This window comes from Acinetobacter seifertii (assembly GCF_000368065.1).
Taxonomy (GTDB): domain Bacteria; phylum Pseudomonadota; class Gammaproteobacteria; order Pseudomonadales; family Moraxellaceae; genus Acinetobacter; species Acinetobacter seifertii.
Genome location: NZ_KB851200.1, coordinates 492,005 through 506,134, shown reverse-complemented (window position 1 = coordinate 506,134; position 14,130 = coordinate 492,005). Strand labels below are relative to the sequence as shown.

Below are 14,130 nucleotides of genomic sequence, written 5' to 3'. Positions count from 1 at the left end.
GCCTTACGGCGCTTTTTTTATACACTCAAATTATTTTGCATATACAGGGAATTTCGCACAAACAGCTTCAACTTTCGCTTTTACATCAGCAATAACTTTTTCGTCACCTTTGCTGTCAATCACGTCAGCGATCCAACCAGCAAGTTCACGAACTTCAGCTTCACCAAAACCACGAGTTGTTACTGCTGGAGTACCAATACGGATACCAGAAGTTACAAATGGAGAACGTGGGTCATTTGGAACTGAGTTTTTGTTCACAGTAATGTGAGCAGCACCTAACCAAGCGTCAGCATCTTTACCAGTTACGTCTTGTTTGATTAAAGATAATAAGAATAAGTGGTTGTCTGTACCGCCAGAAACAACATCATAACCACGTGCGATTAATACTTCAGCCATTGCTTGAGCATTTTTCACAACTTGTTGTTGGTAAGCTTTAAAGTCATCAGACATTGCTTCTTTGAAGCAGATTGCTTTAGCAGCAATCGCATGCATTAATGGACCACCTTGGTTACCAGGGAATACAGCTGATTGAAGTTTTTTCTCGATTTCTTCATTCGCTTTCGCAAGGATTAAACCAGAACGTGGACCACGAAGTGTTTTGTGAGTCGTCGTTGTAGTTACGTCAGCAATTTGAACTGGGTTTGGATATACGCCAGCAGCAACAAGACCTGCAACATGAGCCATATCAACAAAAAGGTAAGCGCCAACTTTGTCCGCGATGTCACGGAAACGTTGCCAATCTACAACACGGCTATAAGCAGAGAAACCAGCAACGATCATACGTGGCTTGTGCTCTAACGCTAAACGTTCAACTTCTTCGTAATCGATCTCGCCAGTTTCAGAGTTTAAACCATACTGAACAGCGTTATAAGTTTTACCAGAGAAGCTTACTTTTGCACCGTGAGTCAAGTGACCACCGTGAGCCAAGCTCATACCCAAAACTGTGTCGCCTGGGTTAAGAAGTGCTAAATAAACAGCAGAGTTAGCTTGTGAACCAGCATGTGGTTGAACGTTTGCGTAATCAGCACCAAAAAGTTCTTTAGCACGGTCGATCGCCATTTGCTCAATAACATCTACATACTCGCAACCGCCATAATAGCGTTTGCCTGGATAACCTTCTGCGTATTTGTTCGTAAGTTTTGATCCTTGCGCTTCCATCACAGCAGGAGAGCAATAGTTTTCAGATGCAATTAACTCGATATGTGCTTCTTGACGCTCATCTTCAGAAGCAATAGCTTGAGCTAATTCTGGATCAAATTCAGAAATGGAAATATTGGCAAACATTAGCGGGGGTCCTATAAATTAGGGCTTTTAAGCCGTGCTAAGATTGCGGCATATTGTAGCATGAACTTTATAATTAAACAGAATCAAGTTAGCTCAGTTTTAAATAAAAATGGCTCAATTTTTATAAAAAATGAGCCATCAAATCTAAAATAATTTATAAACACTTAAAAAGTATTTATTTAATAATTTTCTAAAGTTAAATTTAGCTTTTCATAGCAACAAAAAAACTTTAAATATCATTACCCTTATTGAGCTGACAATAGGTTTTGTACATTTCCAACAATGTTATCTACATTACTACTCATCGCCGTATTATGGTCCCAGTTACCCGTTACATAGCTATTAATTTTTGTACCTACCACAGTGGCATTAGATATCAAAATATCAGTCGCTACTTTCGGAACTGTTGTATCTGCTAAGCCCTGATAAATAATAATCGGGGTAGTGACTTTTGCCTGTAAAGGTTGAGAATCTTTATCTAAGAATGTTTTAACTAAAGGTACTGCCATAAAATTAGGTTGTGTACGCGTATATCCATCCAGTGTTCCATTATGCTCTGTAGCATACTTAGTCATACCTGCACCAAAGGCTTGACCCAATGGCCCTGCACAAATTGTTTCCGCCTGCTGTGCAGTACTTGCGGTTTGTGAAGTAAATACCTGCGAATAATCAAAGCTTGGTTGTGTATTTCGAATGCCAGCTGTAACTAAAGCAGTATATGTATCAAGCTGTGCATACATTGGGATCTTTTTATCCAAAGTTGCATTGGCAACGGCTTGTTCACCTGCAATTAAAATAAATCCTAGATTTGAAGCTGGTGCTACCGCTACTGTACCTTTATAGTTTAGCTGTGCACGACTTGCATATTGTGCAGCACCCAATGCAGCATGCCCACCCTGAGAGTGACCTACAGTGACCCATTTGTTCGAAGTTAATAAATTACGCTGAGATAAATAATTGCGTGTTGCAACCACGGCGTCCGTAATTGAATAAGCTTCACTTTTAACATTTAAGAATGGATGTATGCCTGGGGTTCCTAAACCCTCATAATCAGGAGCGACAACGACATAACCCGCCGCAAGAAGTTTACTAATTAAATCTTTAGTACTATCTGTTAATGCCGATTTACTTGGTGCACATGCATCTGCAACCCCTGTCGTACCATGAGCCCAAACCACAATTGGCCAACCGCCTGCTGGTGGTGGTGTCGTCGGTGTAAATACTAAACTTGTCGCCTGAACCTCTTGTCCACTTTGGCCTAACATTTTATAAGTCAAAATACTACTTTCAGCGGCAACCGCTCCTAAGTTAGTACTTGTGTAAGCATCAACTTTAACCACTGGATTTTGAATATTATTGGCTGGTGTACCAGATGGATCAGTAGTCGCTGGACTGTCATCACTACTTCCACCACCACATGCCGTCAACAATAAACTTGTGCTAAGAACACTGGTCATGAACAGTTTCATTTTCATTGGTATATCTTCCCTTAAATTCGATTTTTGTTGTGCTTTAGTTTTTAATGAACATTTTAAATGTCTTACAAACAATTACGCCTAATCTTCATTTTTCGCAAGTGATATTTAATCAAAATAAGTGGCGAGATTTTCTACTTTTCAACATAAATTAAATTTCATAGCTATATCTCACCTTAATCTATGTTTTAAAGTCGCTAGTCAACTGTTAACATTGACGGTTACTTGTAATTGTTTAAAGGTTCAAAAGATGCAAGCCATTATTTTAGATACAGAAACTCATACACTAAATGGTTTGCCTATTGAAATTGCATACGCTCCCATTGAACTTAATGCAGGTAAACTGACTTTAGATAAAAGCAAATTATTTGATCAGCTCTATCAGGTTGGAACGCCGATCTCTTATGCTGCGATGGCGGTGCATCATATCTTGGAGTCTGACCTAGAAAACCAGCCTCACTATAAAACATTTAAATTACCTGATAGCACAACTTATATTATTGGTCACAACATTGATTATGATATTGCAGCTATTGCTCGTTGTGGCGTTGATGTATCTCATATAAAACCAATTTGTACTTTAGCTTTAGCACGCAAAGCTTGGCCAGATGCAGAAGCTCATAATATTTCTGCACTCATTTATATGATTTCTCAAGGCAGTAGTAAAGCACGAGAATTACTCAAAGGTGCACACCGTGCCGATGCCGATATTATTTTAACTGCCAATATTTTGATGCATATTATCTATCATTTAAATATTCAAGATATTGAAGAACTTTACCAAGTTTCTGAAGAAGCCCGTATCCCCACGACTATGAACTTTGGTAAGCATAAAGGTACAGCAATTGCTGAACTGCCTAAAGATTATATTCAATGGCTTCTACGTCAAGACGAACTTGATGTCTATTTACGTAAGGCATTAGAAAGTGCATTTTAAAGACTTAAATAGATGATATTCATAAATTCTTCATCATATTGTCATTTTTGAGTTTTATCTTTAACCCCATTTATATTTTATTAAGAACAGTGCTGTTTGATAAAAATTAAACAGTCTGCTTCATTTTTATATTGGGGAAATACAATGTCTGGTTTTTATCGAACCAATTTGGGAAGAGTTGCGCTTCAACAACGTAATATCACGTTAAATGCAAAACAAAGACGTTTACTTCTACTCATTGATCATGAAGATTTTCAAAGCCTTAATAGCGAGTTTAAAAAGCGTATTGCTCCTCCAGAGCTGATTCAACAACTGATTGATTTAAAACTCATTGCTACTTCTAACGAAAGTTACTCAGAGTTGACCGAGCAAACATCTATGCAAGAGTCATCTATAACATCAAATGAAGTAAATCAGAAAAATATTGATGAGAATAAAAGTAACGATTTAGTTGGAGAGATTCAGGTTCCTCAATCAACGTCTGTAACTTCTTCAAATATAGACAATGACCAGCCATCTATTCCAGTTCAGCAACTGTCTTTTGAAGAAATACAATTATTAATGAAACAAAGCTTAGGTCAGTTCTGTGGCCTTATGGCAAAACCCCTTATTCAAAAAATAGAGCAAATCAAAACACTTCAAGAACTTAAAATGTGTCAAATGCAATGGATTACTCACTTACAAGAGTCACGTATTCCCCCTCATGAGCTAGCAAAGACACTTCAATCTATTAACTATTCAATTCAGCTTATTCAGCAACCCATCTAAAAATAGAACAAGCTGCTGTTTAAATAAGCATTAAACTCACTTGGTATGTATTTCGTGCTTTACCTAACGGTGTTTTTTTCCTATGATGTGCCCCACACATGTGCGCTCGTAGCTCAGTTGGATAGAGTACAGGTTTCCGAAGCCTGGGGTCGTGGGTTCGATCCCCGCCGGGCGCACCAATCTATTTTATAAAATCAATAACTTAAATATATTTTGGCGTATATTTGGCGTAATGCGCTATTTATCCACAGGTTTAGAGGTAATTTTGCTTCTTATCAAAGGTCCATCTTTTGCCATTGTAAGACACAGTTCCATCCAAATTAATAGGCAACTCTTTTAATGAGTAGTCATAGATTTTAAGAACATTCCCGTTCTTATCTAAATCAGCGGGTAGATTGCAAGTATTTTCCATCCTGCCCGCTTCCGAAACCATGATCATGACTTGCGACATCACAAAGCCCTTACACAAATCGAGACGTTCACATTACTATTTATAGTGTGAGCTGTGCAACCTGAGAATCGGAGGCACAGCTTTAAGCTAATTGTCTTGAGCAGCATAGATGAGATTTTCAGCAACACGATTCGTCCAGCCTTTGCCATAAGTAGCCCATGTGCTTAGTGATGTATAGAACTTCAATCGCTCTGCATTAAGCCTTAATAGGACATCGTTCACATCCATCGCTTTAATGGCAGCAATAGTTTTAGGCCCAATAATTCCATCGTCTGGCACACCAGCAACTTGTTGAAGTTCCTTTACTGCTCTTGATTTACCAGCATTCACAGCAAAGTCCCATAGCTGAAATACAATAGCTGGATGCAACGAATCTGCTCCAAGCTTATCCCACCAATCCTTTTTATAGATTTGCTTTGCTTGATCAAGTGTGAGGTTTTTAATATCTAAATTCGGATATGTATTAGCTGCAATTCCAAACTTTGTGCCTTTTAATATCCCAACATTGACTTTGCCGCCTGTCCAATTCCCCGGATCACGCTTATCATTCGAGTATCCAGCTTCATGCCCTATCAATCGATCAAAGGCTTTATCGAATGTCATCATTTGCTACACCCTCTTTATGCTGTTTATCACTAGATCCAAAATAGAAAGCCACTACAGTTCCCGACCACCCCAAAATAGCACCTAAAGCGACATTAATTAAATCTCGGTTCTTATCTGGCATCTCAATAAAGAAAAGCCCAATGACACAAAAGAACGAGATTGCTATAGCTGCAAATGCTAAATACGTGCGTGTTTTTTCACTGTTCATTTAATACCTCGGTTTTTTTTACGTGTGTAATTGCTGCTATATCAGTATCTAAACGAATTAACTTTGATTCTAAAATCGCAATACGTTGATTAGAATCTGATTGACGCTGCTGCAAGTTTGCAAGACTTTGTACTGTCCACGTACCAAACCCGATAATTGAGGCTAAAGCTGTTCCAGAGATCAGTTTCGCAAAGTTAAGTCCACCTTTTGCTTGATTTACTTCTGTTTGAAGTGAGTCAATATCACGTCTATTTGCGCCCGCTTGCGATTGATATGCTTCATTACGCTCTGTGAGACGAATAAGAACATTATTCATTTCACTCATTTGCTGCTGCATGTGATCGATCTTTTTCTCTACTCGCATGCCGTATGATTCGTTTTCTGCCATTTTATTTCTCCAGAATTTCGGCAAGAAAAAAAAGCCCTAAGCTATTAAAGCAAAGGGCTTGCACTTTTTTTTTGTGTATATTTATACTTAGCCAACTTTTTTAGAACAAACAATAACAATGAAACTACCACTTGTTATGAATGTGTTTTATCGGTTTACTGCTGATAATTTTCCTGAATCATACAAACCAACGGCACGTGGTTTATATAACAAAATCAATAAGATAGTTACCTATGGATATAAAAATAGTGATATTTTTACAGCTATTGATTTTGAGATTAACTCACAATGCAATTTAGAGTGCTCCTACTGCCCATCCTCATTTAAAGATGGTCGAGGTGAGAACTACATGAGCGAAGATACTTACAGAAAAGTGATCGATGATCTCGCGTTGATGAATTACAAAGGTCGAGTATCTCCTCATTTTTTCGGCGAACCTCTTCTCGACAAAAGATTGCCTAAATTGATCAGTTATGCACGTAGTAAGCTTGCTGAAGCTGATATTGTGATACATACAAACGGCATCAAACTCAATGAAAGCAACTATGTTGAGCTTATCAAAGCTGGCGTATCGGGTTTTTTAGTAACTCAACATACTAAGAAAATGCCAAAAGTATTTTTAGAAACTTTTGAAAAATTCAAAAAAGATGGAAAGATAATTCTCAGATCACTGAATAACAAGACGCTTTTTAATAGAGCTGGAACTGTTGATTATGAAAAAAGCCGAAAGATGACGCGCTGTTATTATCTGTCAGATGAAATATCAATTACACATCAGGGAAATGTTGTATGTACTAATGATTTCCATGAGTCGCATAGCTTTGGAAATGTGAACAATACTTCTTTGAGAGATATTTGGCTCAGTCCTCATTTCAAGAAAATAAGAACTGATGTTCAAAATGGAGTGTTTGAATTAGATATGTGCAAGAAATGTACGCAACAGGACATTAAAGTTATGAATCTTGACTAGGCACATGAACTGGTACTTCAAGAAAATTCTGCTCTTTAGAAACCGAACTAAATACAACATTACCACAGCTGCACTCCCATCGTCGCTGTGGTGGATTTGATGTAAGTATAAAGCTTGTATTTTCTTTCATAATTTGACTACATTTAAAACATTTCATATTAATCACCTATGTAATTTGAAATCGGAAACCAGCGATCACCATCACAAAAAAGCTGCAGACATTCTTTTGCTTTTAGAATGATTGATCCAGTTCCAAGCTCAACTGCACCCGCTAAATTTTGGTAATAAAAAACCCTGATCTAATTAAAGATCAGGGTTTGTGGTAATTTGTTGTGTATTCTATAAAGATGTTATATATAACAAAAATCGTCTGAAGGTGGTATTAATTCCTTCTTTATCGACTTATTTTCAGCATTGCGTAAATAAGCATAAAAACAACTCCTGAGGAGGATGAGAATAAAATCGGATTAAACATCGCTCCATATAACCAAAAAATTATCAATGCAGAAAAACTAAGAATTGTAATGGCTTTTTTGTGATTCATTGACGAAATCAATGGGCTAATAATAAGAAAGGCTAAAGCAGTAAAACCAATAAAGCCAAACTGCATGATTAATGCTGGTATTTGCAATTCATATGAATATTTAGCGTAATCACTTCTTATTACGTTTGGTATATATGATCCTATCCCTGAGCCTAAAAAAGGGTTTTCGTTAATTTGATAGTATATAGCTTTTTGTTGAATAGTTCTTTCAATATCGGAAGCTGAAACAATTCTACTATCAAATCTAGTTTCAATTAGTTGTTGAACAGCACTCAAAGAAAGTGCTGAAAAACCAACGATTGCTAAAAATATAATTGCAAAAAAAGATTTTTTATTCGTTACATTTATTAGTAGAGCTAAAACAACAGACACTATTGAAAAAGCCCACTGAAAACGCGACATTGTTAGCAATGCCGATAAGCAAATTACTAAAAAAACAATAAGTGATTTATAGTTAAAACCTTTTTTTATTAATCTTTCTGTTAAGAAAAAAATGCAAATTGGGAGAATTGAATCAGATGTAAAATTTATTCGAGATAGAAATGAATTTTCTACATCGAAAGGGCTTTGTTGCACAAACCTATCTCTAAAGGCTTATTCCACAATATAATTTTGAGATGAATAAGCCTACACCTAAAATCTACCGTACAACCAATTGGCCCACATACAACCGAGCTCTCATTAATCGTGGGAATATTGCCATTTGGTTTGATCCCAAAACACAATGGTATGCTCAACCAAAAAGCCAACATGGTCGAAATCAAACTTATTCCGATACAGCCATCCAATGCTGCTTAATGATTAAATCCATATTTCGTCTTTCTCTACGCATGGTCACTGGCTTTGTACAAAGCCTGATTAAACTTTGCGGATTAGATTGGACAGCGCCAGACTATACGACGCTTTGCAGAAGACAAAAACATATTGATATTGCGATTAGCTACCAAAAAAGTAGCAATGGTCTACATCTACTCGTAGATTCAACTGGTTTAAAGTTTTTGGGCGAAGGTGAATGGAAACGGAAGAAACATCAGCCTGAATATCGTCGACAATGGCGTAAGCTTCACATTGGTATAGATGCTGAAACGCTGCAAATACGTGCAGTTCAGCTCACAACGAACAATATCAGTGATTCACAGGTGCTCGGTGATTTACTTGGTCAAATACCACTTGATGAGCGAGTAGATTCTGTCTATACCGATGGAGCCTATGACACTAAATGCTGCAGACGAGTGATCTCAGATCGTCAAGCATATGCGGTGATTCCGCCAAGAAAAAATGCGAAACCGTGGAAAGATACAAAAGTTCATTCGCAAGAGAGAAATGAATTACTAAAAACAGTTAAGCGTCTAGGAAGAGCCCTTTGGAAAAAGTGGTCTGGTTATCATCGGCGAAGTTTGGTCGAAACCAAGATGCATTGCATCAAATTATTAGGCGATAAACTCTACTCAAGGAATTTTGACAGCCAAGTGAATGAGATCCATGCACGTGTAGCCGTATTAAATAAATTTACAGAATTAGGCAGACCTCATACCCAAGTTGTAACCTAAATTTTAGCAACTTAGGAAAACTTTACCTTCAAAGGCTTTATGCAACAAAGCCCATCGAAAGTCATAATTGAAACTCCAAAAATATTTGATATTGATTCAATAATTATCGAAACATTAATACCAGACATTTTAGAGTAAACTATAATTAAGAGTTTTATTAATCCCAATAAAAAAACTGATCTTATAATAAGTTTTATTAACTCATCGTAACCATATCTGTTTTTTGCATAACTTATACCAACATAAAAGACAACAAAAAAAACTAGTATATCCTTAGCCTGCGAAAATATAAAAGTCGAGTCATACTTAAATATTATGTATGAATATAAAGAAGAAGCCAGTAAAAATACAAATACAGGCATTACGTGTATAAATGTATTAACTATAACTTTATTCCTATAAACAATAATTAAGCCAATTAGCACGAATACAAGCATTAATTTAAAATTAATGCCAGATATTGTTCCGCTTGGCAGAATTATTGATGAATAAATCATAAGCTCAAAAAGCCGATCTAAAAAATCCTTTTTGGTTAGATGTATTTGCCCATGTGGTTCTAATTGCAAAGCTTTCATGATTCTTTGTTGATAAAATTTTTCGCAATCTTATCACCAATTATCACTCAACTAAACACATACCAAACCCCACCCAAGTTTCTTGCTGTTAAACGCTTGTATGCGGAAGCTGGTGTAAACACGTAACTAGATACACCATTTACACTAACACCTACCATAGAAGTTATTGTTACTACTGCTGTACCAAACAACAAAATTTCGATTATTTGCCCGTCAACTAAATCTAAAGACGGTAAGATTAAAGAAAATGCAGAATTGTTAAACACATTCCATGATTTGAGGGGTGAAATGACAGCAATTGCGAATATAGGTAGTAACTTTGTTGTAGCGTTACCACCTTCGGACATCTGGCTTAATGACTCCCAAGCTGCTGAGTTCTTGGGATATCGAGATGTACATTTTAAGGCAGCAGTTTGCTGCCTGCCAACCTTTCCTAAACCGCGCTATGTTATTAAGTGCGGTCAAGGAAGACGCTGGAACTTGGCAGAGCTATCAAACTGGTTGAATGAACAATCGGATGATGAGCCAAAGAAAGGAAGACCACGTAAACGGGGCTAATCAAGCCTCGTTGCAATTTCGCTTGCAGTAGCATTGTAATAGACCATCAAGCTTCTTAAGTCTTTATGCCCAATCATACGGGCCAAGTCTAAAACTTCTAATTTTCTTGCAAGACGTGTACAAGCTTCATGGCGTGTGTCATGAAAGTGCAAGTCAGTGATTTGACATCTATCTCTCAATTTACGCCAAAGCGTATCAAAGCTTTGGGAATTACAAGTAAAGACCTGCTTTCTATCCAAGCCTTTTAATAATGTTAGCAATTCAACTGCTCGTTTAGATAAAGGTACATTTCGTTTAGTGCCGTTCTTTGTTTCAGTCAAAACAAGATATCTATCTTTTAAATAAACGCGATCCCAAGTTAAGCCAACAATCTCACCAGCACGCATTGCTGTTTCAATTGCAAACAGGAAAGCAATAATTATTTGCTGAGTTGAATTGACAGGGACATTATTATCCCAATTTGCTGCAAGACATAATCTGTCAATCTCATCCTGAGCAATTCGTCTATCCCGGTGCTTTGAAGGTGGCGGCAAAGTTAAGTCAGCCATTGGAGACTCTTTAATCCATTTCCATTCTTTCCGGGCAACAGTAAATAAAGAAGCTAAAATATTTGCTTCACGTCTGACAGTAGCGCCCTGCACTTCTTTTAAACGAGAATCACGCCATTGCACTAAATCGTCAGTTGTGACTTTGGCCAATTGTTTTTGACATAGCTTTTTATACTCACGCTTAAAGAAAGCCATTCTTTTGACTTCATTCTCATGAGTTTTCTTTTTTATGCTTACTTCATTTAAGTAGCGTTCTATAGCTTCTAAAAAAGAGTGATCTGGTAATTTGCCATGCGATTGTTCGCGTAACTGAGTCTCGCGTTTAGATGCCCAAGCTCTTGCTTGGGCTTTTGTATCAAAGGTTGCACTTTCGCGAATTCCGTTTACACTTATCTCGGCTCGCCATGTATTGTTGCGTTGTCTAAATGAAGCCATAATTTTGTGGCGTAATCTTGGCGTAATTGTGATAACCGAAATAATAGGAAAAAATAAGAAATAATAGAAGTACAGATTATTGACCAATTTGGCATTTGATTGTTTTGTATGAAATAATAAGAAAAGATAAAAAAACCTAAGAAGTTGTTATTTTTGATCAAGTGCCCGCCGGGCGCACCAATTTATATATAATAACTTCATAATTTTATCTCAATTTCATAAAATTCCGACTATTTTACTTGGTTTATTAATCATTATCGCTCAAAATATACCCCTCTTTCATAATGTGAGAATTTCATGACTGATGCTTTGGTATTAAAAGATTTGTCCAAAACATATCGTAATGGTTTTCAGGCGTTAAAAGGTATTAACCTCACTGTGCCTGAAGGTGAATTTTATGCGTTGTTAGGCCCAAATGGTGCCGGCAAATCAACAACCATTGGTATTATCAGTTCCCTCACAAAAAAGACCTCAGGAACAGTTGAGATTTTTGGGCATAATCTCGACACTCACCCATCCTTGGCAAAACAACAGCTTGGCGTTGTCCCTCAAGAATTTAACTTCGGGCAATTTGAAAAAGCCTTCGATATTTTAGTCACTCAAGCTGGCTATTACGGCATTCACAAAAAGATTGCCGAAAAACGTGCCGAACATTATTTAGAAAAACTTGGCTTGTGGGAAAAACGCAATATACAAGCCCGCATGCTATCTGGTGGTATGAAACGCCGTCTAATGATAGCCCGTGCCATGATGCATGAGCCTAAGCTTCTTATTTTAGATGAACCTACTGCGGGTGTAGATATTGAATTACGCCGTTCTATGTGGGATTTTCTAACGGAAATGAACGAAAGTGGCACTTCTATTATTTTAACGACACACTATTTAGAAGAAGCGGAAATGCTCTGTCGTCAAATTGCCATCATTGACCGCGGTGTCATCAAAGAAGACACCAGTATGAAAAGTTTCTTAAACCAGTTGAGTGAAGAATCTTTTATTTTCGATTTAGCAGAACCGATTGCCCCACTCCAGTTAAACATTATTGGAGTGAAGTTCAACTTAATTGATAGTAGCACTTTAGAAGTAACCATGGATAAAGCACATACATTAAATGACTTATTCCAACTTTTAGAGTCACAAGGTATTCGTGTCCGTAGTATGCGAAACAAATCGAATCGCCTTGAAGAGCTATTTGTCAAAATGGTTGAGAAAAATCTTGAAGGAGAGGCAAAATGAACTTTAACCAACTGCAAATTGCCCTCTGGACTTTAGTTCGTAAAGAAGTACGCCGATTTCTTCGCATTTGGCCCCAAACCTTATTACCACCTGCGATTACCATGAGCTTGTATTTTGTCATTTTTGGTAATTTGGTTGGCTCACGTATTGGACAAATGGGCGGCGTAAGCTACATGCAGTTTATTGTGCCTGGCCTAATCATGATGGCTGTTATTACCAACAGTTATGCGAACGTTTCTTCCAGTTTCTTTAGTGTGAAATTCCAAAAAAGCATTGAAGAGCTCATTATGAGCCCTGTGCCATTACATATTATTTTATGGGGCTATGTCATTGGTGGTATTTGTCGTGGTGTTCTAGTTGGGGCCATTGTTACCGCGATGAGTATGTTCTTTACTGACCTTTTTATACATAACTGGTTCGTAACTATATATACAGTCTTAATTACATCTGTTTTATTTTCCTTAGGCGGCTTTATTAATGCGGTCTATGCAAAATCTTTTGATGATATTTCTATTATTCCAACATTTGTACTTACTCCACTCACCTACTTAGGTGGTGTGTTTTATGCCATTAGTGCACTTGGTCCTTTTTGGCAAAAACTTTCTTTAATTAATCCTATTGTGTATATGGTTAATGCTTTCCGTTTCGGCATTTTAGGTCATAGCGACATGAACGTTACGTTCTCTTTAATCGTTGTGACATTATGTTGTGTTGTACTTTACGGAGTTGCTTACTATTTACTTGCTCGTGGTTCAGGAATGCGTGAATGAGTGTCGAACAGTCTTTATTGGGTAAAGAAACCCAGTATCCAACCAGCTATCAACCCGATGTGTTATTTCCAATCGCACGTGCTCAATCTCGTGAAAACTATTCACATATTGAAGGCATTACCCAAGGTAAAGATTGGTGGCATGTTTTTGAAATCTCTTGGTTAAATTCGCACGGTATTCCACAGGTTGCCATTGGCAGAATTACCCTGCCAGCGTCTTCACCAAATTTGATCGAATCAAAGTCATTAAAACTTTACTTCAATAGTCTTAACTTCACTCAGTTTGACTCTAAAGCGTTATTTATTGAAACAGTTGAAAAAGATTTATCGGCTGCGGCAGGTGCAAAAGTTGAGCTAACGCTATTTCAAGTAGATGATCTCGATATTTCCAAGCCACAAGGCATTTGTATTGATGATCTAACACCTGAACGTTTAGAACAACATCCCGATGCATCGCTTTTAAAACTAGATGAGTCTGACGAAGAAGTTGAAATTGAACTGTATTCTCATCTTTTGAGAAGTAACTGCCCAGTCACGGGACAACCAGATTGGGGGACAGTTTTTATCCGTTTTAAGGGCAAAAAACCTTGTTATCGTAGTGTTTTAGCTTATATTATCTCGTACCGTCAGCATAACGGTTTCCACGAACAGTGTGTTGAGCAAATCTTTGCAGATGTTTGGCAAAATTTGCAGCCTGAAAAGCTGATGGTTTATGCAACTTATACTCGCCGCGGTGGACTTGATATCAATCCTTGCCGAGTATCGGATCTATCATGGATGCCAAAACCGATTCGATTGGCACGACAATAAAACGAATAATTTGAGGATACA

17 protein-coding genes, 1 tRNA gene and 1 pseudogene are annotated in these 14,130 nt (G+C 37.4%); 10 read left to right on the top strand and 9 right to left on the bottom strand.

Annotation, left to right across the window (positions count from 1 at the left end; translation table 11 throughout):
• Window positions 1-30: 30 nt before the first annotated feature.
• Window positions 31-1,284 (bottom strand): serine hydroxymethyltransferase, encoded by a 1,254-nt coding sequence (gene glyA / locus F985_RS09820; protein ID WP_004700476.1) that lies wholly within the window; start codon window positions 1,282-1,284, stop codon window positions 31-33.
• Between the two features lie 60 nt (window positions 1,285-1,344).
• Between glyA and F985_RS26105 the strand changes: the two are divergent.
• Window positions 1,345-1,422: pseudogene (locus F985_RS26105) on the top strand (hypothetical protein); the annotation flags it as partial.
• Between the two features lie 107 nt (window positions 1,423-1,529).
• Here the strand turns inward: F985_RS26105 and F985_RS09815 are convergent.
• Window positions 1,530-2,759: an alpha/beta hydrolase gene (locus F985_RS09815; RefSeq protein ID WP_004700474.1), complete on the bottom strand. Its 1,230-nt coding sequence runs from the start codon at window positions 2,757-2,759 to the stop codon at window positions 1,530-1,532.
• A gap of 250 nt (window positions 2,760-3,009) precedes the next feature.
• Here F985_RS09815 and F985_RS09810 point away from each other — a divergent pair, with 250 nt between their 5' ends.
• The 3 genes from F985_RS09810 to F985_RS09800 all read left to right on the top strand — a co-directional run bounded on the left by F985_RS09810 (window position 3,010) and on the right by F985_RS09800 (window position 4,643).
• The gene (locus tag F985_RS09810; protein ID WP_004700472.1) at window positions 3,010-3,696 is read left to right on the top strand and encodes a putative quorum-sensing-regulated virulence factor; all 687 of its coding nucleotides are present in this window, start codon (window positions 3,010-3,012) and stop codon (window positions 3,694-3,696) included.
• 144 nt (window positions 3,697-3,840) lie between these two features.
• Entirely contained in the window at window positions 3,841-4,464 is a 624-nt protein-coding gene (locus F985_RS09805) for a hypothetical protein (protein ID WP_004700471.1), read from the top strand.
• Between the two features lie 102 nt (window positions 4,465-4,566).
• A tRNA-Arg gene (locus F985_RS09800) sits at window positions 4,567-4,643 on the top strand.
• A 74-nt stretch (window positions 4,644-4,717) separates the two neighbouring features.
• Here the strand turns inward: F985_RS09800 and F985_RS09795 are convergent.
• From F985_RS09795 to F985_RS09780, 4 genes are all read right to left on the bottom strand, one after another.
• Window positions 4,718-4,915 (bottom strand): hypothetical protein, encoded by a 198-nt coding sequence (locus F985_RS09795; RefSeq protein ID WP_004700469.1) that lies wholly within the window; start codon window positions 4,913-4,915, stop codon window positions 4,718-4,720.
• An 87-nt stretch (window positions 4,916-5,002) separates the two neighbouring features.
• Complete coding sequence (locus F985_RS09790; RefSeq protein ID WP_025469092.1) at window positions 5,003-5,518, bottom strand: glycoside hydrolase family 108 protein; 516 nt, start codon at window positions 5,516-5,518, stop codon at window positions 5,003-5,005.
• Window positions 5,505-5,729, bottom strand: a complete 225-nt coding sequence (locus F985_RS09785) for a hypothetical protein (protein ID WP_004700465.1) — start codon at window positions 5,727-5,729, stop codon at window positions 5,505-5,507. The genes F985_RS09790 and F985_RS09785 overlap by 14 nt, the downstream gene beginning before the upstream one ends.
• Window positions 5,719-6,117, bottom strand: coding sequence for a hypothetical protein (locus F985_RS09780; protein ID WP_004700463.1), 399 nt, complete (start codon window positions 6,115-6,117; stop codon window positions 5,719-5,721). The genes F985_RS09785 and F985_RS09780 overlap by 11 nt, the downstream gene beginning before the upstream one ends.
• Before the next feature lie 118 nt (window positions 6,118-6,235).
• On the opposite strand from F985_RS09780, the gene F985_RS09775 reads away from it, so the two are divergent.
• On the top strand, window positions 6,236-7,087 hold the full coding sequence (locus F985_RS09775; protein WP_004700460.1) for a radical SAM/SPASM domain-containing protein: 852 nt from the start codon (window positions 6,236-6,238) through the stop codon (window positions 7,085-7,087).
• Between the two features lie 394 nt (window positions 7,088-7,481).
• Here F985_RS09775 and F985_RS09770 read toward each other — a convergent pair whose 3' ends face one another.
• Window positions 7,482-8,207 carry an O-antigen ligase family protein gene (locus F985_RS09770; RefSeq protein WP_004700459.1) on the bottom strand — a complete coding sequence of 242 codons (726 nt, stop codon included), beginning with the start codon at window positions 8,205-8,207 and terminating at the stop codon, window positions 7,482-7,484.
• Window positions 8,208-8,248: 41 nt separating this feature from the next.
• On the opposite strand from F985_RS09770, the gene F985_RS09765 reads away from it, so the two are divergent.
• The gene (locus F985_RS09765) at window positions 8,249-9,181 is read left to right on the top strand and encodes an IS5 family transposase (RefSeq protein WP_001040033.1); all 933 of its coding nucleotides are present in this window, start codon (window positions 8,249-8,251) and stop codon (window positions 9,179-9,181) included.
• 11 nt (window positions 9,182-9,192) lie between these two features.
• Here F985_RS09765 and F985_RS09760 read toward each other — a convergent pair whose 3' ends face one another.
• The gene (locus tag F985_RS09760) at window positions 9,193-9,756 is read right to left on the bottom strand and encodes a hypothetical protein (protein WP_004700457.1); all 564 of its coding nucleotides are present in this window, start codon (window positions 9,754-9,756) and stop codon (window positions 9,193-9,195) included.
• 288 nt (window positions 9,757-10,044) lie between these two features.
• Between F985_RS09760 and F985_RS09755 the strand changes: the two genes are divergently transcribed.
• Window positions 10,045-10,314, top strand: coding sequence for a helix-turn-helix transcriptional regulator (locus F985_RS09755; protein ID WP_000123991.1), 270 nt, complete (start codon window positions 10,045-10,047; stop codon window positions 10,312-10,314).
• On the opposite strand, the gene F985_RS09750 is transcribed toward F985_RS09755, so the two are convergent.
• On the bottom strand, window positions 10,311-11,297 hold the full coding sequence (locus F985_RS09750; RefSeq protein ID WP_004700454.1) for a site-specific integrase: 987 nt from the start codon (window positions 11,295-11,297) through the stop codon (window positions 10,311-10,313). The two genes, F985_RS09755 and F985_RS09750, sit on opposite strands and share 4 nt — an antisense overlap.
• A gap of 297 nt (window positions 11,298-11,594) precedes the next feature.
• On the opposite strand from F985_RS09750, the gene F985_RS09745 reads away from it, so the two are divergent.
• The 3 genes from F985_RS09745 to queF are packed head-to-tail and all read left to right on the top strand — an operon-like array spanning window position 11,595 to window position 14,109.
• Complete coding sequence (locus F985_RS09745) at window positions 11,595-12,530, top strand: ABC transporter ATP-binding protein (protein WP_004700452.1); 936 nt, start codon at window positions 11,595-11,597, stop codon at window positions 12,528-12,530.
• The gene (locus F985_RS09740; protein WP_004700449.1) at window positions 12,527-13,300 is read left to right on the top strand and encodes an ABC transporter permease; all 774 of its coding nucleotides are present in this window, start codon (window positions 12,527-12,529) and stop codon (window positions 13,298-13,300) included. The genes F985_RS09745 and F985_RS09740 overlap by 4 nt, the downstream gene beginning before the upstream one ends.
• On the top strand, window positions 13,297-14,109 hold the full coding sequence (gene queF / locus F985_RS09735; protein WP_004700447.1) for an NADPH-dependent 7-cyano-7-deazaguanine reductase QueF: 813 nt from the start codon (window positions 13,297-13,299) through the stop codon (window positions 14,107-14,109). The genes F985_RS09740 and queF overlap by 4 nt, the downstream gene beginning before the upstream one ends.
• The last annotated feature ends 21 nt before the right edge of the window (window positions 14,110-14,130 follow it).

Coding starts and splice junctions, on each gene's coding strand:
- F985_RS09780 (WP_004700463.1), bottom strand. CDS start 6,117: ATGGCAGAAAACGAATCATACGGCATGCGAGTAGAGAAAAAGATCGAT.
- F985_RS09795 (WP_004700469.1), bottom strand. CDS start 4,915: ATGTCGCAAGTCATGATCATGGTTTCGGAAGCGGGCAGGATGGAAAAT.
- F985_RS09805 (WP_004700471.1), top strand. CDS start 3,841: ATGTCTGGTTTTTATCGAACCAATTTGGGAAGAGTTGCGCTTCAACAA.
- queF (WP_004700447.1), top strand. CDS start 13,297: ATGAGTGTCGAACAGTCTTTATTGGGTAAAGAAACCCAGTATCCAACC.
- F985_RS09740 (WP_004700449.1), top strand. CDS start 12,527: ATGAACTTTAACCAACTGCAAATTGCCCTCTGGACTTTAGTTCGTAAA.
- F985_RS09745 (WP_004700452.1), top strand. CDS start 11,595: ATGACTGATGCTTTGGTATTAAAAGATTTGTCCAAAACATATCGTAAT.
- F985_RS09760 (WP_004700457.1), bottom strand. CDS start 9,756: ATGAAAGCTTTGCAATTAGAACCACATGGGCAAATACATCTAACCAAA.
- F985_RS09755 (WP_000123991.1), top strand. CDS start 10,045: ATGACAGCAATTGCGAATATAGGTAGTAACTTTGTTGTAGCGTTACCA.
- F985_RS09775 (WP_004700460.1), top strand. CDS start 6,236: ATGAAACTACCACTTGTTATGAATGTGTTTTATCGGTTTACTGCTGAT.
- F985_RS09810 (WP_004700472.1), top strand. CDS start 3,010: ATGCAAGCCATTATTTTAGATACAGAAACTCATACACTAAATGGTTTG.
- F985_RS09815 (WP_004700474.1), bottom strand. CDS start 2,759: ATGAAAATGAAACTGTTCATGACCAGTGTTCTTAGCACAAGTTTATTG.
- F985_RS09765 (WP_001040033.1), top strand. CDS start 8,249: ATGAATAAGCCTACACCTAAAATCTACCGTACAACCAATTGGCCCACA.
- F985_RS09785 (WP_004700465.1), bottom strand. CDS start 5,729: ATGAACAGTGAAAAAACACGCACGTATTTAGCATTTGCAGCTATAGCA.
- glyA (WP_004700476.1), bottom strand. CDS start 1,284: ATGTTTGCCAATATTTCCATTTCTGAATTTGATCCAGAATTAGCTCAA.
- F985_RS09750 (WP_004700454.1), bottom strand. CDS start 11,297: ATGGCTTCATTTAGACAACGCAACAATACATGGCGAGCCGAGATAAGT.
- F985_RS09790 (WP_025469092.1), bottom strand. CDS start 5,518: ATGACATTCGATAAAGCCTTTGATCGATTGATAGGGCATGAAGCTGGA.